The sequence below is a fragment of the Caulobacter sp. NIBR2454 genome, assembly GCF_027474405.1.
Lineage (GTDB): Bacteria > Pseudomonadota > Alphaproteobacteria > Caulobacterales > Caulobacteraceae > Caulobacter.
Genome location: NZ_CP114871.1, coordinates 1,076,712 through 1,095,123, shown reverse-complemented (window position 1 = coordinate 1,095,123; position 18,412 = coordinate 1,076,712). Strand labels below are relative to the sequence as shown.

Annotated in this window: 20 protein-coding genes; 13 read left to right on the top strand and 7 right to left on the bottom strand. The window is 65.8% G+C overall.

The features are described from left to right. Positions 1 to 9: 9 nt before the first annotated feature. The 3 genes from O5K31_RS05345 to O5K31_RS05335 form a co-directional block, all read right to left on the bottom strand. Positions 10 to 2,151 carry a calcium-binding protein gene (locus O5K31_RS05345; protein WP_269716290.1) on the bottom strand — a complete coding sequence of 714 codons (2,142 nt, stop codon included), beginning with the start codon at positions 2,149 to 2,151 and terminating at the stop codon, positions 10 to 12. 228 nt (positions 2,152 to 2,379) lie between these two features. Beyond that, entirely contained in the window at positions 2,380 to 2,577 is a 198-nt protein-coding gene (locus O5K31_RS05340; protein WP_269716289.1) for a hypothetical protein, read from the bottom strand. Between the two features lie 73 nt (positions 2,578 to 2,650). Next, positions 2,651 to 3,412 carry a competence/damage-inducible protein A gene (locus O5K31_RS05335; protein ID WP_269716288.1) on the bottom strand — a complete coding sequence of 254 codons (762 nt, stop codon included), beginning with the start codon at positions 3,410 to 3,412 and terminating at the stop codon, positions 2,651 to 2,653. 50 nt (positions 3,413 to 3,462) lie between these two features. Between O5K31_RS05335 and sfsA the strand changes: the two genes are divergently transcribed. The 4 genes from sfsA to O5K31_RS05315 all read left to right on the top strand — a co-directional run bounded on the left by sfsA (position 3,463) and on the right by O5K31_RS05315 (position 6,711). Then, on the top strand, positions 3,463 to 4,182 hold the full coding sequence (gene sfsA, locus O5K31_RS05330) for a DNA/RNA nuclease SfsA (protein WP_269716287.1): 720 nt from the start codon (positions 3,463 to 3,465) through the stop codon (positions 4,180 to 4,182). Between the two features lie 20 nt (positions 4,183 to 4,202). Continuing rightward, entirely contained in the window at positions 4,203 to 5,030 is an 828-nt protein-coding gene (map, locus tag O5K31_RS05325) for a type I methionyl aminopeptidase (RefSeq protein WP_269716286.1), read from the top strand. Positions 5,031 to 5,094: 64 nt separating this feature from the next. Continuing rightward, complete coding sequence (radC, locus tag O5K31_RS05320; RefSeq protein WP_442867757.1) at positions 5,095 to 5,817, top strand: RadC family protein; 723 nt, start codon at positions 5,095 to 5,097, stop codon at positions 5,815 to 5,817. A 54-nt stretch (positions 5,818 to 5,871) separates the two neighbouring features. Beyond that, positions 5,872 to 6,711 (top strand): DUF3313 domain-containing protein, encoded by an 840-nt coding sequence (locus O5K31_RS05315; RefSeq protein WP_269716284.1) that lies wholly within the window; start codon positions 5,872 to 5,874, stop codon positions 6,709 to 6,711. Here O5K31_RS05315 and msrQ read toward each other — a convergent pair. The 3 genes from msrQ to O5K31_RS05300 all read right to left on the bottom strand — a co-directional run bounded on the left by msrQ (position 6,692) and on the right by O5K31_RS05300 (position 8,930). Beyond that, positions 6,692 to 7,291 (bottom strand): protein-methionine-sulfoxide reductase heme-binding subunit MsrQ, encoded by a 600-nt coding sequence (gene msrQ, locus O5K31_RS05310; protein WP_269716283.1) that lies wholly within the window; start codon positions 7,289 to 7,291, stop codon positions 6,692 to 6,694. The two genes, O5K31_RS05315 and msrQ, sit on opposite strands and share 20 nt — an antisense overlap. Continuing rightward, positions 7,291 to 8,211 (bottom strand): protein-methionine-sulfoxide reductase catalytic subunit MsrP, encoded by a 921-nt coding sequence (gene msrP, locus O5K31_RS05305; protein ID WP_269716282.1) that lies wholly within the window; start codon positions 8,209 to 8,211, stop codon positions 7,291 to 7,293. The genes msrQ and msrP overlap by 1 nt, the downstream gene beginning before the upstream one ends. A gap of 92 nt (positions 8,212 to 8,303) precedes the next feature. Further along, positions 8,304 to 8,930: a glutathione S-transferase family protein gene (locus tag O5K31_RS05300; protein ID WP_269716281.1), complete on the bottom strand. Its 627-nt coding sequence runs from the start codon at positions 8,928 to 8,930 to the stop codon at positions 8,304 to 8,306. Between the two features lie 98 nt (positions 8,931 to 9,028). On the opposite strand from O5K31_RS05300, the gene O5K31_RS05295 reads away from it, so the two are divergent. The 5 genes from O5K31_RS05295 to O5K31_RS05275 all read left to right on the top strand — a co-directional run bounded on the left by O5K31_RS05295 (position 9,029) and on the right by O5K31_RS05275 (position 14,749). Then, positions 9,029 to 10,393, top strand: a complete 1,365-nt coding sequence (locus O5K31_RS05295) for a spinster family MFS transporter (RefSeq protein WP_269716280.1) — start codon at positions 9,029 to 9,031, stop codon at positions 10,391 to 10,393. A gap of 30 nt (positions 10,394 to 10,423) precedes the next feature. Further along, the gene (locus tag O5K31_RS05290) at positions 10,424 to 11,851 is read left to right on the top strand and encodes a spinster family MFS transporter (protein ID WP_269716279.1); all 1,428 of its coding nucleotides are present in this window, start codon (positions 10,424 to 10,426) and stop codon (positions 11,849 to 11,851) included. A gap of 62 nt (positions 11,852 to 11,913) precedes the next feature. After that, positions 11,914 to 12,657, top strand: coding sequence for a 2OG-Fe(II) oxygenase (locus O5K31_RS05285; protein ID WP_269716278.1), 744 nt, complete (start codon positions 11,914 to 11,916; stop codon positions 12,655 to 12,657). Between the two features lie 40 nt (positions 12,658 to 12,697). After that, positions 12,698 to 14,005 carry an adenylosuccinate lyase gene (gene purB / locus O5K31_RS05280; protein ID WP_269716277.1) on the top strand — a complete coding sequence of 436 codons (1,308 nt, stop codon included), beginning with the start codon at positions 12,698 to 12,700 and terminating at the stop codon, positions 14,003 to 14,005. A 3-nt stretch (positions 14,006 to 14,008) separates the two neighbouring features. Continuing rightward, positions 14,009 to 14,749, top strand: a complete 741-nt coding sequence (locus O5K31_RS05275) for a 2OG-Fe(II) oxygenase family protein (RefSeq protein WP_269716276.1) — start codon at positions 14,009 to 14,011, stop codon at positions 14,747 to 14,749. Positions 14,750 to 14,824: 75 nt separating this feature from the next. On the opposite strand, the gene O5K31_RS05270 is transcribed toward O5K31_RS05275, so the two are convergent. After that, positions 14,825 to 15,139: a DUF1476 domain-containing protein gene (locus O5K31_RS05270; protein WP_269716275.1), complete on the bottom strand. Its 315-nt coding sequence runs from the start codon at positions 15,137 to 15,139 to the stop codon at positions 14,825 to 14,827. Between the two features lie 228 nt (positions 15,140 to 15,367). Between O5K31_RS05270 and purC the strand changes: the two genes are divergently transcribed. From purC to O5K31_RS05250, 4 genes are all read left to right on the top strand, one after another. Next, entirely contained in the window at positions 15,368 to 16,126 is a 759-nt protein-coding gene (gene purC, locus O5K31_RS05265; RefSeq protein WP_269716274.1) for a phosphoribosylaminoimidazolesuccinocarboxamide synthase, read from the top strand. Between the two features lie 15 nt (positions 16,127 to 16,141). Beyond that, positions 16,142 to 16,375, top strand: coding sequence for a phosphoribosylformylglycinamidine synthase subunit PurS (gene purS / locus O5K31_RS05260; protein WP_269716273.1), 234 nt, complete (start codon positions 16,142 to 16,144; stop codon positions 16,373 to 16,375). A gap of 107 nt (positions 16,376 to 16,482) precedes the next feature. Continuing rightward, a complete protein-coding gene (locus O5K31_RS05255; protein WP_269716272.1) occupies positions 16,483 to 16,968 on the top strand; it encodes a DUF3291 domain-containing protein in 486 nt (161 codons plus the stop codon). 110 nt (positions 16,969 to 17,078) lie between these two features. After that, positions 17,079 to 18,407, top strand: coding sequence for an aminotransferase class V-fold PLP-dependent enzyme (locus O5K31_RS05250; protein ID WP_269716271.1), 1,329 nt, complete (start codon positions 17,079 to 17,081; stop codon positions 18,405 to 18,407). Positions 18,408 to 18,412 lie beyond the last annotated feature (5 nt).

The following is an 18,412-nucleotide window of genomic DNA, read 5'->3' as shown; positions in this document are numbered from 1 at the left end:
CGCTGATGCCTAGCCGGCCGCGTCGGGAGCCGGTCCGGGGAACCCCCGCAGGCTAAGCTCCTGCCAGCTCTCCAGCAGCAGGTTGTTGACGCCGACGATCCTGACCTGCCCTTGGGCGTGATGCAGAATGGTGTCGTCGCCGATCACTTCCATCTCGGTGAAGTTGGTTCCGGCCTGCAACTGGATGCGATCCTCGATGACGTCGAAGTCGATGATCGTGTCCGAGCCGGTCCCGGCCGGATGGCCGGGCGAGACAAAGAACATGAACAGGTCACGCCCCTCGCCCCCGGTCAGGAGGTCGTCGCCGCCACCGCCCTTCAGTTCGTCGTCACCGCCCCCGCCATCAAGCACGTCATCGCCCATGCCGCCGATCATCCAGTCCTTTTCGTCATTGCCTGTGCGCACGATGACGTCGTCGGAGGGGTAGTAGATTCCGTACTGCGACATTTCGTTCAGCTCGGTCAGGGACCGGGTGACTCCAAGAAGTTTGACTGTTCCCCGCGCGTAGGTGAGCACGGTATCGGACCCGATCACCACAGCCTGGGTGAACCCCTGAGGCCCAACCGACAGTCGGTCCCAGGTGAAATCAAAGTCCGTAATCACATCGTCGCCGCCGTCGTTGGCGCCGAAGAAGAAGTCGTCGCCGCCGACGCCACCTGTGAGGATGTCGTCGCCCAGACCGCCGCTGAGCATGTCATTGCCCGCGCCGCCGTCGAGGCGGTCGGCGCCTTCGCCTCCACCAAGGCTGTCACCGCCAGCGCCGCCGTTCAGGATGTCATCGCCTTCGCCGCCCCACAGGGAGTCCTTGCCGGTCCCGCCGGAGAGCACGTCATTCCCCGCCAGGCCCGAAATGCGATCATTCCCGCCGCCGCCGGAGAGGGTGTCGTCGCCGGCGCCGCCCTCGATATCGTCGGGGCCTGCATCGCCGTCGAGGAGAAGACTACCCACGCCGGTAGCGTAGACATTCCATTGGGCGAGCGTCAGGTGATTGATCCCTTTCATCAGGATCGTGCCGTCCGACCAAGTCAGCAGGGTGTCGGCGCCCCGGACTTCAAGCGCAGTGAAAGCCGAGTCCATGGCCAGCCTGTCCTGCAGCGGATTGAAGTCTGTGATGACGTCGTTGCCGATAGTGTTACGCGCCCAATAGGGCGGCGTGCCGAACAGGAAGGTATCGCCACCTGCGCCGCCGGTCAGGACATCGTCGCCCTGCCAGCCATGCAGGTGGTCCGGGCCCGCGCCGCCGGTCAGGACATCATCGCTGTTGCCGCCGAACACGCGCTGGATCGTGAGTGGCTCACCGGGAATGGGGTCCTTGCCGGTCACCACCAAGGGAGCGTCGAGCCCCGCGAGCCTGTTCCACTCGTTGAGCGACAAGGTGTTGACGCCGGTCACGCGGATCGTCCCGCCGAGCCAAGTCAACACGGTGTCCGCACCGTCGATCGCCGCCGCTGTGAAGCGATGCATGTTGAGTTCGAAGCGATCGACCGTCGGGTCGAAATCCGTAATCAGATCCTGGCCGTCAAATCCTGCCGCCACGGTAAGGGGTTGGCTGAAGGTGAAGATGTCCGCGCCGGTTCCGCCGGTCAGGGTGTCGGCGCCCTGGCCGCCATAAAGACGATCCGCGCCAGCGCCGCCATTCAGGATGTCCCGACCAAAGCTTCCATAGAGATAGTCGTCGCCATCCAGACCCGACAAGGTGTCGTCGCCATCGCCGCCGATGACGCGGTCCGCACCGGCCGTGCCTTCGGCGACGATGGGCGTGCCGCCTTCCGGCGCCTTGCGCAGGGCGTTCCACTGATCGAGCGTGAGCGTGTTGATCCCGACGAGGCGAACCGTGCCGCCATCGTGTGTGAGGATGGTGTCCGCCCCCACGACCCGTGCTGCGGTGAAGGCTTTTTGCAGCACATAGAAGCGATCTTCGGTCAGGTTGAAGTCGGTGATGACGTCATCACCCATGCCTGCCTGCTCAGCGAAGAAGAAGGTGTCGCCGCCAGCGCCGCCGGTCAGGATGTCGTCACCTGTCCAGCCGTCGAGCATGTCATCGCCCCCCGCGCCGTTCAGAGTGTCTGCCCCCGCTCCGCCCTGAGCGGTCTCGTTGGCGTCACCGCCGGTCCAGGTGTCTGCGTTGCTCGTGCCGGTGAAGTTGGCCATGTCAGATCCATCCAAACAATCTGACGGACCGGATCGAGCAAACGCGGGCAAGGTCCAGCTTAATTCGCCCAAGGGTGTGCGGAGGGCGACGAACGGACGGTTCAGCGCAGCCGCATGGTGAATTTAGTTTAATATTTCAATATCTTGAACAGCGTCACACCGTGCGGGACGCAAACGAGCCAAGGCTCAGGCGCCCTTGGCTCGTCTCCAGCCTGCCGATCTAGAGGATCAGGACGCCGGGCCGCCCATGCCGCCTTGGCCGGCGCGGCCGCCGGCGTCGTTGTCGCCGAACAGGGTGTCGCTCAGGGGCTTGTCCTTGTTGGTCTTCTCGCACAGCTTTTCGGCGTGGCTGCGGTCGCCGCCGAACAGGGGCTTGCGGGGCGCGAACGAGCGGTCTTCGGTCTTGTCTTCAAATGGGCGGGTCATGGCGACTCCTTTTTCCTCCCCAACGGGCTGAATAGGAAATCCGCGAATCGGAACTGTGGTTCCGCTTTTGTGATCAGGCCTCGACGGCCCAGACCTTGGCGGCGCCGGCGGCCTTGAGCGCGGCCATCAGCTCCTCGACGGCGACATCGACCTCGGCCGCGTCGCGCCCGCGGACCACGAGGTTAGCGCCATAGAGGTCCGGCGGGCTGAAGAACGGATAGCTGCCCAGGGACATGTTCGGATGCGCCTTGGCCACCGCCTCCAGCGGGGCGGCGATAAGGCCTTCGCCCGAGCCTTCCACCCGCACGGTGCGGGCGATGACCACCGCCCCGGTGCGCAGGCGCGGGCCCACGTCCTCGAGCATGCCGCGCATGATGGCCGGCACGCCCGCCAGGACGAAGACGTTGCCGATCTGGAAGCCGGGAGGGCCCTGCACCGGATTCTTCACCAGGGTCCCGCCCTCGGGCACATGCGACATGCGGCGGCGGGCGGCGTTCACCTCGCCCCAGCGCGATTCCAGCATGGCGATGATCTCGGGATGCTCGCGCACCGGCAGGCCGAAGGCCTTGGAGACGGAGTCGGCGGTGATGTCGTCGTGGGTGGGGCCGATGCCGCCGGTGGTGATCACATAGTCGTAGCGGGTCCGCAGGGCGTTCACCGCGTCGATGATCTCCTGCTCGATGTCCGGGACGACGCGCGCTTCGGCCAGGTCGACGCCGTAGGTGGCGAGGTACTTGGCGATGGCGCTAAGGTTCACGTCCTGGGTGCGGCCCGACAGGATCTCGTCGCCGATGATCAGGACCGCCGCGGTCACCCGTTCAGCGCTGGTGGTCATCGCCCGCCTTCCCTACATGTCGCGTCTTCTTCCCCGGATTTAGCCCCCGCATGCTTCTGCCGCAACCGATGGCGCACGGACGCCTTGTCCAGCGCTACAAGCGCTTCTTCGCCGACGTGGTGCTGGACGACGGCACGGCGGTCACCGCCCACTGCCCCAACCCCGGCGCGATGCTGGGGCTGAAGGACGCGGGGCTGGGCGCGTGGGTGTCGTATGACCCCAATCCCAAGCGCAAGCTGCCCTGGACGCTTCAGCTGGTGGAGGTCGACGGCGGGCTTGTGGGCATCAACACCATGCTGCCGAACAAGCTGGTGGCCGAGGCCCTGGCGGCGGACGCGATCCCGGAGCTGTCCGGTTACAGCTCGATCCGGCCGGAGGTGCGATACAGCGAGGCGAGCCGGGTGGATTTCCTGCTGGAGCATCCCAACCGGCCGCCCTGCTGGCTGGAGGTCAAGAACTGCCACCTGCGGCGGGACGGGACCCTGGCTGAGTTTCCCGATTGCGTCGCGGCGCGGTCGGCCAAGCATCTGAAGGATCTTGCGGCGGAGGTGGCCAAGGGCGCACGCGCCGTGCAGTTGTTCGTGATCCAGCGCACGGACTGTGACCATTTCGCCGCCTGCCACGAGCTTGATCCCGTCTATGCGGCCGGTTTGACCGCCGCGGCGTCGGCAGGCGTTGAAGTTCTGTGCTACGATTGCGACATAAGCGCAGAAGCAATCCGCCTGTCCCGCCGCATCCCATGGCGTGACGATCCCCGGGAGCGGGGATGAGCGGTCTGGAGTTGAGAAGCATGGCCCCTGGCGACGATATCCTCGAGACGGAAGTCCGCGACGGGACCATCAAGATCCACAAGCCCGAGGATTTCGAGGGCATGCGCAAGGCCGGCCGCCTGGCGGCGGAGTGCCTGGACATGCTCGTGCCGCACGTCCAGCCGGGCGTCTCCAGCGAGCATCTGGACACCCTGGCCCGGGAGTTCATCCTGGATCATGGCGCCCTGCCGGCCTGTCTGTTCTACAAGGGCTACAGCCATACGGTCTGCATCTCGCGCAACCACGTGGTCTGCCACGGCATCCCGGGCGACTGGGCTCTGCGTGAAGGCGACATCGCCAATATCGACGTGACCGTCATCGTCGACGGCTGGCACGGCGACCACTCGCGGATGTACGGCGTCGGCAAGGTGCCGCCCCGCGCCCGCCGCCTGGTCGAGGTCACCTATGAAGCCCTGGCGCGCGGCCTGGCCGTGATCAAGCCGGGCGCGACCCTGGGCGATGTGGGCCACGCCATCCAGGCCTATGCCGAGGCGCAGCGCTGCTCGATGGTGCAGGACTTCTGCGGTCACGGCCTGGGCCGGGTTTTCCACGACGAGCCCAACGTCCTGCACGTGGGCCGTCCGGGCACGGGTCCGGAGCTGAAGCCCGGCATGTTCTTCACCGTCGAGCCGATGGTGAACCTGGGCAAGCCGCACGTGAAGGTGCTGGCCGACGGTTGGACCGCCGTTACCCGCGACAAGTCGCTGTCGGCCCAGTGCGAGCATTCGGTCGGCGTGACGGAGACGGGCGTGGAGATTTTCACCGCCTCGCCCGCCGGCCTCTTCCAGCCCGCGATCCAGGGCGAATAACGCCCCTAGGCCGCAACCGCTTCCCAACGCAATCTGAACGTTTATCATAACGTTGTTTTGCGAGATGGGGCGGCGCGTGGACGAGTTCTCGGAGAGCGTGCGGTACGGGGACTTCGCGGACCCCAATGTGGGCCATCGCGACCGCCTGCGTGAGCGGGTGCGGCTGGGCGGCTTTTCACCCCTGCCCGACTATGAACTGCTGGAACTTCACCTGTTCAGGACCTTTCCGCGCGGCGACGTGAAGCCGCGCGCCAAGGCGCTGCTGGCGCGTTTCGGATCGCTGGGCGGAGTGCTGGGCGCATCGGTGGACGAACTGAAGACCGTGCCGGGAATTGGCGTGACGGCGGCGATCGACCTGAAGCTGCTACACGAGGCGGCGCTGCGGCTGGGCCGCGAGTCCATCAGCAAGCGGCCGGTCGTGTCGTCCTGGAGCGCCCTGCTCGGCTATGTGCGGGTCGCGCTGGCCAACGAGACGCGCGAGCAATTCCGGGTGCTGTTCCTGGACAAGAAGAACCAGCTGATCGCCGACGAGCGGATGAATCAGGGGACCGTGGATCACGCCCCCGTCTATCCGCGCGAGGTGATGCGGCGTGCGCTGGAGTTGTCGGCCAGCGCCCTGATCCTGGTCCACAACCACCCATCGGGCGACCCCACGCCGTCCGGCGCCGATGTCGAGATGACGCGGCAGATCATCGAAGCGGGCAAATCGCTGCGCATCTCGATCCACGATCACCTGGTGGTGGGGCGCGAGGGCGTGGCCAGCTTCAAGAGCCTGGGCCTCATCTGAACGGAACGCTTGTCCGTATCTTTGGTTTAGCTCTCGCTAGCCACGGAGAAGTGAATGTCAGCGTCCTTGAAGACCGCGCGTCTGGCGCTGGGAACCGCCCTGTTGATGAGCGTCGCCGCGTGCGCCACCGCGCCGCTGAAGCCTGGCGGAAATCTTGCTTCCTACGACGGCATGGCCGAAGCCGAAGGACCGCGCACAAAGGCCCGTATCCGCTATGACCGCGAAGCCCTGGGCCGGGCCAGCACCGCCAAGATCATCCCCGCCAGGCTGTCCGCCGAGGTCGAGGCCGTCGGCCTGACGCCCGAGCAGAAGGACCTAGTGGTCAGCGCCCTGAACCGCAGCCTGTGTGACCGCATCGCCGAACGCTACGACATCGTGCCAGAAACCTCGCCGGCCGACCTGACCGTCAGTTCCACGATCACGCACGTGGAGAAGACCGAGGGCGGCGTGGCCGGCGTGTCGCGCGTGGCCTCGGCGCTGTCGCCCATTCCGTTCACGCCGCGCCTGCCGATCGGCATGGGGTCATTGGCGGGGGAAGCGGAGGTCAAGGACGCCTCGGGCCGCCAGGTCGCTTCGATGATCTGGGCGCGGGGCGCGGACGCCTTCACCACCAACGCCCGGTTTTCCGAGATCGGCGACGCCTATGAGCTTTCGGAAGCCTTCGGCCGCGACATGGGCCGCATGGTCACGCGCCGGGCCGACCCCTTCGAATCCGCGCCCAAGCGCGACTACGACAAGCGCGATGGGGACGATCCCCAGTGCGCCGTATTCGGCAAGAAGACCGGCGTCGCCGGCTTCATCGGCGAGCGTCTTGGCGCGCCGCCAAGCTGGACCGACAAGGGCGCCGCCGAGCCGGAGACGCCCAAGGCGACGCCTAGGAACGAAGGCTCTTGAGCCGGTAAGCCACGCGCCATCCCAGCAGGACAAGGACGATCGCCCCGTAGACCAGCGGCGGCCGGTGGTCGGCCTTGACCAGCAGGTAGTAGTGGACGACGCCCAGCGGCACGATCAGGTAGATCAGCCAGTGCAGCCGTCGCCAGGTCTGCGGGCCCAGGCGACGGATCATCCCGTTGGTCGACGTCGCCGCCAGCGGGACCAGCAGCACGAAGGCCAGCATCCCCAGGGTGATGAAGGGCCGCTTGAGAATGTCGCGCCAGATCGCGGCGAAGTCGAAATACTGATCGACGCCGACATAGGTCAGCAGGTGGGTCGAGACATAGGCGAAGGCGAACAGGCCGATGGTCCGGCGAAACCGGATCAACCGGGGCTGCTTGAAGATGCGGGCGACGGGCGTGATGGCCAGACCCACGATCAGCAGGCGCAGGCCCCAGACGCCTAGCTGACGGATCAGCCGCTCGATGGGATTGGCGCCCAGCTCGCCCAGGAACGCCTGCGACGCGAGCCATAGAAACGGCGCGAGACAAGCCAGCCAGACCGCCCAATAGACGATCCGGTCGCGGGTCTTTCGATCCATCAATAGAACTTCCGCAGGTCCAGGCCGCGGTACATGCCGGCCACCTGATCGCCATAGCCATTGAACATCAGCGTCTCGCGGCGGCGGAATTCACCGATGCGGCGCTCGTTCGCCTGCGACCAGCGGGGATGGTCCACGGTCGGATTGACGTTGGAATAGAAGCCGTACTCGCGGGCGTTCAACATCTGCCAGGTGGTCTTGGGCTGGGTTTCCTGCAGGCGGATCTTCACCACCGACTTGATGCTCTTGAACCCGTATTTCCAGGGCACGACCAGGCGGATCGGCGCGCCATTCTGGTTGGGCAGGGTCTGGCCGTAGAGGCCGACCGCCATGATGGTCAGCGGATTGACCGCCTCGTCGATGCGCAGGCCCTCGCGATAGGGCCAGTCGAGATAGGGGCTGCGCTGGCCGATCATCTGGTCGGGGCGCATCAGGGTCTCGAACGAGACGAACTTGGCCTTGGAAGTCGGCTGCACGCGTCCGATCAGTGCGGCGAGCGGAAAGCCGATCCAGGGGATGACCATCGACCAGCCCTCGACGCAGCGCAGGCGATAGATGCGCTCTTCCAGGGGCGCGGTCTTGAGGATGTCCTCGAAGTTGTAGCGGCCAGGCTTGGCGCATTCGCCTTCGATCTGGATCGTCCAGGGCTGGGTCTTGAGGCGGCCGGCGTTCTTGGCCGGGTCGTCCTTGTCGACGCCAAATTCGTAGAAGTTGTTGTAGCTGGTGACGTCGTCCAGCGGCGTGCGCTTTTCGGTCGTCGACCATTTGCTGGGCTTGAAGGCCAGGGGCGCCGCCGTCGCCGCGCCGGCCAGGCCGAGACCCGCGGCGATCCCGCCGGCCATGAACTGGCGACGCTGAAGGTAGACCTCGTGCGGGGTGACGTCGTTCTCGGTGAGGTCGGGTGCGTTCCGGATCAGCATGGGAATCTCCGCTTTACCTAGTTACGTGCCGAGACGCGATTTGGTTACACCGTCTTGCCCACTGAATCGCAAATGAGCGCACGATCCGCAGATCATTCCGCCAAGGCGTCGCTCTCCCAGGCCAGAAACTCCGGTGTCTCCAGAAGTCGTCGGCAATAGGCCGCTACGGCGCCGTTGTCTCCATGGGCCGCCAGATCGATCCCATAGGTCCGAAAGCGGCTGGCGACAGGCGTATAGAACGCGTCGGTGATCGACCATTCGCCCAGCAGGAACGGACCGCCGAAGCAGGTCAGCAGATCGGCTAAGGACGCGACAATGCGGCGGACATCCTTGGCGGCGTCGGCCGACAAGGCCTTGACCATCGGCGCGACATCCAACGCCATCGGACACTCGTCGCGCAGGGCGGCGAAACCCGAATGCATCTCCGCCGCCGAGCGACCCAGGGCGCGGGCTATCTGGTCTTCGGGCCACAGCTTCGCCTGAGGCAGCGTCTCGGCGAGGTATTCGCAGATCGCCAGTGAATCCCAGATCGTCACGCCGCGATCCTTGAGCACAGGCACCCGGTTCGACGGCGAGTGTTTGCCGATCTCGGCCTCCGAAGCATCGAACTCGCGCAGCGGCACGAGAGTGTCCTGAAAGTCGATCCCCGCGCGCCGCAACACGAGCCACGGGCGCATCGACCAGCTGGACCACTTCTTGGTGCCGACGACGAGCTCCATGGGACTTCCTTGCCGCAAAGGGGGTGGCGCTTTCGCTTACCTTGGGTCTAGGGTGCGAACAACGATTAGAACAAGTGTTTTAAAGGGAGGAGTATGGAATGGCGGACTCCGTCGTCAGCGGCCCAGCGGCCACATCGACCCAGCCCACGCCTTCGCCGCTTGGCGCCGTATCAAAGGGCTACAGGCGCTACGCGCTCACCCTTCTTCTGATCATCTACACCTTGAATTTCCTCGATAGGCAGGTGATCAACATCCTGGCCGAGCCCATCAAACGGGACCTTGGCCTGGCCGACTGGCAGCTGGGCATGATGACCGGCCTGGCCTTCGCCGTCTTCTACACGATCCTGGGTATTCCGATTGCGCGGTATGCCGAACGCGCCAACCGGCCGTTGATCATTGCGGGGTCGGTCGCGGCCTGGAGCGCCTTCACCATGGTGTGCGGCGCGGCGCAGAACTTCTGGCAGCTGGTGCTGGCTCGCGTGGGCGTGGGGATCGGTGAGGCCGGCTGCTCGCCACCCGCCCACTCGCTGATCACCGACTATGTTCCCAAGGAGAACCGGGCCTCGGCCATCGCCTTCTATTCCATCGGCACACCGTTGGGCGCGCTGCTCGGCATGGCCATGGGCGGCATCGTCGCCGACCATTACGGCTGGCGGGCCGCCTTCCTGGTGGCCGGCGCGCCGGGCATCATCATGGCGCTGGTGGCCGCTTTCACCCTGGTGGAGCCGCGCAAGAAGCTGGTCGCCGAAATGGCCGCCCGCGCCGCCACCCAGATCAGCACCAAGGCCGCCCTGGCCGTGTTGATGGGCAAGAAAACCTTCTGGCTGGTGGCCTTCGCGGCCTCGATCAAGGCGTTCGTCGGGTACGGCCACGCGCCGTTCACCGCCTCGTTCTTCTTCCGCAACCATACGCAGGAGATCGCCGATCTGGCGGCTAACTTCGGGCTCAAGTCCGGCGGCTTCCTTGGCCTCGCCCTGGGGCTGATCGCCGGCACGGCCGGGGTGTTCGGCGCCTGGCTGGGCGGCGTTCTGGCCGACAAGCTGGGGGCCAAGGACCTGCGGGCCTATGTGATCGTGCCGGCTTTCGCCAGCCTGATCACGATCCCGGTCTATATCTTCGGCGTGATGGTCGACAGCGCCGCGGCGGCCATCGTCATCCTGGCCGTTCCGGCGGTTCTGGGCACCCTTTGGTATGGCCCCGTCTACGCCACCGCCCAGAGCATCGTGGAGCCGCACATGCGGGCCACCGCCTCGGCCGTGCTGCTGTTCATCATCAATCTGGTCGGACTGGGCCTGGGTCCTGTGGCCGTGGGCGTTCTCAGCGACGTGCTGGCCGGCCCTGTCGGCCTTGGCGAAGCGGAAGGGGTCCGCTGGGCCCTGATCATCTCGACCCTGTTCGGGCTGATCGCCTTCGTGCTGTTCTGGCAGGCGCGCAAGACCATCCGGGAAGAGATGGTCGGCTGACACATCGGGAAACCTAAGGGAGTTACGAGTTTGGCCATCGAGGCGACGACGCGGGACCGGCCGCAGTATTCCGGAAACTACCGCGGCACGGTCCTGGCGCTGCTCCTTCTGGTCTACACGGTCAACTTCATCGACAGGACGATCATCGGGACCATCGGCCAGGCCATCAAGACCGATCTGGACCTGACCGACACCCAGCTGGGCCTGCTGCAGGGCTTCGCCTTCGCCATCCTCTACACGACCCTGGGCATCCCCATCGCCCGCCTGGCCGAACGCAAGAACCGGGTGACGATCATCAGCGTCTGCTTGGTGATCTGGTCCGGCTTCACCGCCCTGTGCGGCATGGCAAACAGCTTTCTACAGCTGCTGCTGTTCCGGGTCGGGGTCGGGGTCGGCGAGGCCGGCTGCTCGCCACCCGCCCATTCACTGATCAGCGACTATTATCCGGCCCAGAAGCGCGCCTCGGCCCTGGCGATCTACTCGTTCGGCATTCCGCTGGGCACCATGTTCGGGGCCATGGCGGGCGGCTGGATCGCCGAGAACCTGTCCTGGCGGCTGGCCTTCGTGATCGTCGGCCTGCCCGGCATCCTGCTGGCCGTCATCGTCAAGCTGGTGATCAAGGAGCCGCCGCGCGGCTGGTCCGAGCCGGTGGTTGAATCCGCCACGCCGCAGGACATGGCGGTGGACACCAGCCCGCCGCCATCGATCGGCGCGGTGGCCAAGCGGCTGTTCACCAAGTGGTCGTTCATCAACATGACCATCGGGGTGACCACCGCCTCCTTCGCCAGCTATGGCGCAGGCGCCTTCGCGGTCCCCTATTTCCTGCGCAATTTCGGTCTGAGCTTCGCGGAGGCCGGCCTGATCTTCGGCGCCATCGGCGGCGTGTCGGCGGGCGTCGGCACCTTGCTGGGCGGCTTCCTCACCGACTGGGCGGGCAAGCGCAACGCGGCGTGGTACGCACTGGTCCCGGCTATCGGCCTGGCGATCTCGACCCCACTTTATGTGGCCGGCTATTCAGCCGCGACCTGGACCACCGCGGCCATGATCCTGATCATCCCGGGCGTCTTCCACTACACCTATCTGGCCCCGACCTTCGGGGTGATGCACAACTTGGTCGAGCCGCGCATGCGGGCCACGGCCACGGCTCTGCTGTTCTTCGTGCTCAACCTGATCGCCCTGGGGGGCGGTCCCGTCTTCGCCGGTTGGCTGATCGACCTGTTCAGCACCCAGCAGTTCACGGCCCTGAACCTGGGCGACTTCAAGAGCCTATGCCCCGGCGGCCGGGCGGCGGAGGGTGCGGCCGCAGCGCTGGACATGGCCTGCAAGGCCTCCGTGGCCAAGGGGACGCAGCACGGGCAGGTGTTCACCGTCATGCTCTATGCCTGGGCGGCGGTGCATTACGCCCTGGGCGCCATCGGTCTGGCCAAGGACCTGAAGGCGGCGCGCGGCGAGGCGTGAACTTGACTTGGGGGCGCCCACGGCTGAAGTGAGCGCCCCACCCCGCCGTCCAGAGACCATCCATGAGTGACCTGAAACCGCGCCTGCGCCCCGGACTTGAGCCGGCCGAATACGCTGCGGTCTATGAGCGCGAAGGCTGGGTCCAGATCCCCGACCTGTTGCCGGTCGATGTGGCCGAAGAGGTGGCCCAGATCCTGGAGACCAAGGTCCAGTGGTCGATCATGGTCACCGACCCGAACGGTAAGACCCACATCATCGACCGCAAGCAGTACGAAGAGAACGGCGCTCAGCGCATCAACGAGTACCTGCGCCAGATGACCCAGCGGGCGGGCGAGAATTTCGCCTTCCTGCACATGACCTATTCGCTGCTGGACGAGTATCCGCGTGATCCGGGCCATCCGATCGCCCGCATGGCGGAGTTTCTGAACAGCGCCGAGTTCCTGGATTTCGGGCGGGCGGTGATCGGCGCCCCGAGCGTCAAGAGCAGCTCGGTGATGGCGTCACGCTATGGCCCCGGCGACTTCCTGACCCTGCACGACGACAGCCATACCAAGGACATCCGGCGCGCGGCCATGACCCTGGGCTTCACCCGCCGCTGGCGTCCAGACTGGGGCGGCCAGTTGCTGTTCCATGATGCGGCAGGCGATGTGGAGCGGGGCCTGGCGCCCGGGTTCAACGTACTGACGCTGTTCAAGGTGCCCAAGCCGCACTCGGTCGCCTTCGTAGCGCCCTACGCCAAGTCGCCGCGCCTCTCGATCACCGGCTGGCTGCGCGACGACCCATCGCTGGTGAACTTCCCGGCCTGACGGGGTTGACTCAAGGGGCTTGGCGGACGAAGCGGACGCCATGATCCCTCGTTATGCACGCCCCCAAGCCGCCGACATCTGGTCCCCGCAGACCAAGTATCAGATCTGGTTCGAGATCGAGGCCCACGCGGCCGACGCCATGGCCGAACTGGGCACGATTCCCAAGGCCGCTGCCGAAGCCATCTGGGCCGGCGGCAAGGACGCGGTGTGGGACAGCGACCGCATCGACGAGATCGAGCGCACCACCAAGCATGACGTCATCGCCTTCCTGACCCATGTGTCGGAGATCGTGGGACCGGAAGCGCGCTTCCTGCACCAGGGCATGACCAGTTCGGACGTGCTGGATACTTGCTTCGCCGTGCAGCTGTCGCGCGCCACGGATCTGTTGATCGAAGACGTGGACTTGATCCTGGCGGCGCTGAAGCGCCGGGCCATGGAGCACAAGATGACAGTGTGCGTGGGCCGCAGCCACGGCATCCACGCCGAGCCGATCACCTTCGGCCTCAAGCTGGCCGGGTACTACGCCGAATTCCAGCGCGCCAAGGAGCGCCTGGCCATGGCCAAGTTCGAGATCGCCACCTGCGCGATCAGCGGCGCCGTCGGCACCTTCGCCAATGTCGACCCGCGCGTCGAGCAGCATGTCGCCGACAAGATGGGCCTGGTGGTGGAGCCGGTCTCGACCCAGGTGATCCCGCGCGACCGCCATGCGGCCTATTTCGCGGCCCTGGGCGTGGTCGCCTCGTCGGTCGAGCGGCTGGCCACCGAAATCCGTCACCTGCAGCGCACCGAAGTGCTGGAGGCCGAAGAGCCGTTCGATCCGGGCCAGAAGGGCTCGTCGGCCATGCCGCACAAGCGCAACCCGATCCTGACCGAGAACCTGACGGGCCTGGCCCGCCTGGTCCGTTCGGCGGTGACCCCGGCCATGGAGAACGTGGCCCTGTGGCATGAGCGCGACATCAGCCACTCTTCGGTTGAACGCGGCATCGGCCCTGACGCCACCATCCACCTCGATTTCGCCCTGCGCCGCCTGGCCAGCGTCATCGAGCGCTTCAACATCTATCCCGACAACATGGCCAAGAATCTCGACAAGCTCGGGGGCCTGGTCTTCTCGCAGCGCGTCATGCTGGCTCTGACCCAGGAAGGCGTCAGCCGCGAGGACGCCTATGCGGCGGTCCAAGGCAACGCCATGAAGGTATGGCGCGGCGAAGGCCGGTTCATCGATTTCCTCAAGGCAGACCCGGTGGTCTCCAAGGCCCTGTCGGACAGCGTGCTCGAGGAGCTGTTCGACTACAGCTATCACACCAAAAACGTCGACGTGATCTTCGACCGGGTGTTCGGGAAGCAATAGCCGATGGCCGCCGAGCTGCGCCTAAACCCGGCTCTCGACTGGCGGCCCTTCGCCGAGACCTATGCCCGCGAGGGCGTGGTTCAGATTCCCAACGTGCTGACGCCCGACGCGGCCGAAGCCGTGGCGCAGATACTGGAGCGGGCCACACCCTGGCGGCTGGCCCTGTCGGACGCCCGCGGGGCCGAAGAGGTCCTCGACCAGCCCACCCTGGCCCGGATGCCGCGCGAGACCCTGGCCGCCAAGGTGCAGGAGACGGTGCAGCGGGCGACCGAGAACTTCGCCTATGTCTATCTTTGCTACCCGATGATCAGCGGGCTGCTGGAAGGCAAGGAGCCCGACCTGCCGATCCATGCGGTGACCGAGTGGCTGAATAGTCGGGAACTTTTGGATTTCGGCCAGAACGTTATCGGCCGCACCGACATCACCAAGGCCGACGCACAAGCGAGCTTCTATCGCGCCGGAGACTTCCTCTCGTTGCACGACGACACGGGCCAGGGCGAGCGGCGGGCGGCCTACACACTGGGCTTCACGCGCCGCTGGCGGCCCGACTGGGGCGGCCAGCTGCTGTTCCATGACGGCGAGGGCCAAATCGAGCGCGGCTTCACGCCGGGCTTCAACGTGCTGACCCTGTTCAATGTCCCCCGCGCCCATTCGGTGGCGCCGGTGGCGGCTTATGCGGGCGCGCCGCGCCATTCCATCGTCGGATGGTTGCGCAACGACCCGCCGTTCAAGGCCAGAACCTAGATAAGGCGGGGCAGAAACGAAAACGGCCGGCGCTGGGTGCGCCGGCCGTTTTCCCATCGCCTCGCCGGATTGGCCTTAAGCGTTGCGGATCTGGTCGCGGGCCACGGCCAGCAGTTCGTCCATCTTCTGGCGAACTTCACCTTCGGACACCGACAGGCCCGAACCCTTAAGGTCCTCGAAGACCTTGCGCAGGACGTCTTCGTCGCCCGGCTGCTCCAGGTCGGACTTCACAACGGCCTTGGCGTATTCCTCGACGGAGCCGAGCCCCATCAGAGCGGCGGCCCACTCGCCCAGCAGGCGGTTGCGGCGTGCGCTGGCCTTGAACTCCTGTTCGGCGTCCAGGGCGAACTTGCGCTCAAATGCCTGCTCGCGGTCGTCAAAGGTGGTCATGGTCGTTCCGTAATGCCTTGTTAAGGCGGCTCCATAGCCCGCGCGCGAGCCGCCCGCAATCGCAAGCCTTACGCCCATTTCGTCGCGGTTTGCGAACCTTGCGTCATTCGGGTAATTTCCGCGCGAAAAATCGAACCAGCGGCCTTGAGTCGGAGCCGCGCGCGCTGCATTTCCGCCGCGCGCGCTTTTTGTTTCCTCAAAGCGCCGCAGAACCCCCGTGGGGATTGAATGACCACCCGCCGCAAGAAGATCTACGAAGGCAAGGCCAAGATTCTGTACGAGGGTCCTGAGCCGGGCACCCTGATCCAGTACTTCAAGGACGACACCACCGCCTTCAACGCCCAAAAGAAAGCCATCCTCGAGGGCAAGGGCGTCATCAACAACCGCATCAGCGAATATGTGATGACGCGCCTGAACGCCATTGGCGTGCAGAACCACTTCATCCGCCGCCTGAACCTGCGCGAGCAGCTGATCAAGGAAGTCGAGATCATCCCGCTGGAGGTGGTGGTCCGCAACGTGGCGGCCGGCAGCCTGTCCACCCGTCTGGGCCTGGCCGAAGGCACCGCCCTGCCCCGGTCGATCATCGAATTCTACCTCAAGGACGACAAGCTCGGCGATCCGATGGTCGCCGAAGAGCACATCACCGCCTTCAACTGGGCCGCGACCCAGGAGATCGACGACATGATGGCCATGGCCCTGCGGGTGAACGACTACCTGTCAGGCATGTTCGGCGCCGTCGGCATCACGCTGGTGGACTTCAAGATCGAGTTCGGCCGCGTTTATGAAGGCGACTTCAGCCGCGTGATCCTGGCCGACGAGATCAGCCCCGACAGCTGCCGGCTTTGGGACTCGGTCACCAACGAAAAGCTGGACAAGGATCGCTTCCGCCGCGATCTGGGCAATGTCATCGAAAGCTACACCGAAGTCGCCCGTCGCCTCGGCATCATGAAAGAGATGCCGACGGTGATCCAGGGCGGCGTCCACTAGGGAATAAGCGTACTCATGAAAGCCAAGGTCCACGTCTTCCTGAAGCCCGGCGTCCTCGACGTTCAGGGCAAGGCTGTCGAAGGCGCCCTGCATGGTCTGGGTTGGGCGGACGTCAAGAACGTGCGCGTCGGCAAGACCATCGAATTCGACGTGGCCGACAGCGCCAACGCCGAGGCCGAGGTGAAGGCCATGTGCGACAAGCTGCTGGCCAACACGGTCATCGAAAGCTACCGCATCGAACTGGCCTAAAAAACGGCCCCAGCGGGCGGCTTTTTGACCGCCCGCCCCTTCCCCTCAAGCTTGGCCGCACCATGTTCGCTCTCCGGCGAGCTGGGCCGGCGGCATAGGGGACATCCATGAGCGCGAAACACCAACTGGCGCAGGTCAATATCGGCCGCCTGCGCGCGCCCGTGGACTCGCCGATGATCAAGGACTTCGTCGACAACCTCGACCGCATCAACGCGCTGGCGGACACGTCTCCCGGCTTCGTGTGGCGGCTGAAAGGCTACGGCGACAACGCCACCGACCTGGCGCCCTACGAAGACCCGCTGATCGCGATGAACATGTCGGTCTGGACCGACATCCCGTCGCTGGGCGCGTTCGTCTATCGCAGCGCCCATGTGGAGATCATGCGCCGCCGCCGCGAGTGGTTCGAGCACATGGATGTCTTCCAGGCCCTGTGGTGGGTCCCGGCCGGCCACGAGCCGACGATCGAGGAGGCCAAGGAGAAGCTGGCCTTGTTGGAGGCCCATGGCCCCACCCCCGCGGCCTTCACTTTCCGCAACCCCTTCCCGTCGCCTAGCGAGGCGGTGGTTAAACCGGTGCTGGATGAGTGCGCCTGATGCCGCGATCACGTCTGCGCGTTGACGACAGCTTGGCCGTGAACGCCAGGCGCTGATGCGCGTTGCAGCCAAGCCGGCGGGCTGCCGGCGTTTGGGAGGCTGCATCGAAAATGAGCGTCGCACGCAGGCAATTTCTGTTCGGGGCCGGCGTGGCCATGGCCGCCGGCGCGGCGGCGGCTCAGGAGACGCCCGTCAGCACGGCGACAAGCGCCCTTCCCGCTGCAACGCCTGGCGCTCCCGACTGGAACGCCATCCGCGCCCAGTTCCAGACCGCGCCCGACCAGATCAACATGAGCGCCATGCTGATCGCCACCCACCCCAAGCCGGTGCGGGCGGCGATCGACCAGTTCCGTCGCGAGCTGGACTGGCGGCCCGTCACCTATCTGGAAAACAACAACCGCCGCCTGCAGGGTTACAGCCGCGCGGCCGGTGGCCGCTATCTGGGCGTCGAGGGGCGGCAGGTCGCCCTGACCGACAGCACCACCATGGGCGCGGCCCTGGTTTATTCGGGCCTGAAGCTGCGGCCCGGCGACGAAATCCTGACCACCCATCAAGACTACTATGTCACCCACGAATCCCTGCGCCATGCCGCCGTGCGCAATGGCGCAGTGATCAAGCGCATCTCGCTCTATGACGACATCAATGCGGTGTCCGAACCGCAGATGGTCGGACGACTGATCAATTCGATCACGCCCCGCACGCGGGTGCTCGCCTTGACTTGGGTGCATTCCAGCACCGGCCTGAAGATCCCCGTCGCGGCGATCTCCAACGCTCTCAAGGCGGTGAACGCCGGACGGCAGGAGCCGGACCAGATCATCCTGGTGCTCGACGGCGTTCATGGGTTCGGCAACCAGGACGCCGACATGAACAGCCTGGGCTGCGACATCTTCGTGGCCGGCTGCCACAAGTGGCTGTTTGGGCCGCGCGGTACAGGCGTGATCGCGGCGAACGACCGGGGCTGGGCCGCCATGCGCCCCACGATTCCCAGCTTCGTTGACAGCAGCGCATGGGGCGCATGGATCAACAACGCTCCCCTTCCCGACCACTCCAACGGGGTGATGATGTCGCCCGGCGGTTTCAAAGCGTTCGAGCACATCTGGGCCATACCCGCCGCCGTCGAGTTCCACGAGAAGATCGGCAAGGCCAACGTCGCCAACCGCACCACCCAGTTGGCCAGTCAGCTGAAGGAAGGCCTGGCGGCCATGCCGCACGTGCGCTTGGTGACGCCTCGTCAGCCTGGCCTGTCGGCGGGGATCGTGTCGTTCGACGTTGACGGCCTGTCGGCGGACGGCGCGGTGCATGCCTTGCGCCAGCGCCGTGTGATCGCCTCGGCGGCGCCCTACGCCGTGCAGCACGTGCGCCTGACGCCCAGCATCATGAACACGCCCGCCGACGTGGATGCGACCTTGGCGGAAGTTCGAGCCCTCAAGAGCGTATAGAGCGT